Source organism: Vibrio sp. 2130-1 (assembly GCF_033339515.1).
Map to the genome: position 1 here is coordinate 1 of NZ_JAWOUT010000651.1, position 538 is coordinate 538.

General features: G+C 51.5%; 1 protein-coding gene. It reads right to left on the reverse strand.

Annotated features, from left to right (window positions below; genetic code table 11):
* On the reverse strand, positions 1 to 538 hold a 538-nt coding region (locus R7Q09_RS27935), incomplete at both ends, for an ATP-binding protein (RefSeq protein ID WP_318144180.1).

Here is a 538-nt window from a genome sequence, read left to right on the forward strand (position 1 = left end):
GAGCGCTTCCGCTAAATGAGAACGTTCAATCTGCTCAGCACCTTCTAAATCCGCTATCGTGCGGGCCACTTTAATGATGCGATGATAGGCACGAATCGATAATCCCAGCCGATGCAGCGCAGTTTCGAGAAATTCCGCATCGCTTTTTTGCAACGGGCAAAATGCCTCAATCTCACGGCTGCCGAGCAGTGCGTTGACTTTGCCATTTCGATTGAGCATGCTCTCGCGAGCAAGACTGACGCGCTCTTTGACGAGTTCCGTGGGTTCACCTCGATCACCACCTTCAGCCAACGTGCCTTTCGGTAAGGATGGAATTTCTAACGACATATCAAAACGGTCGAGAAGCGGTCCCGATAAACGACCCAAATAACGCAAAATGGCCTGAGGATTGGTACGCGCTTGATTCCCTTCATAATAGCCCGTAGGGCTCGGATTCAACGCGCCCACCAGCTGAAAACGAGCAGGAAAACGCGTTTTTCCTTGTGCGCGCGAAATGATGATCTCACCCGACTCTAGTGGTTCTCGTAACGAGTCCAAC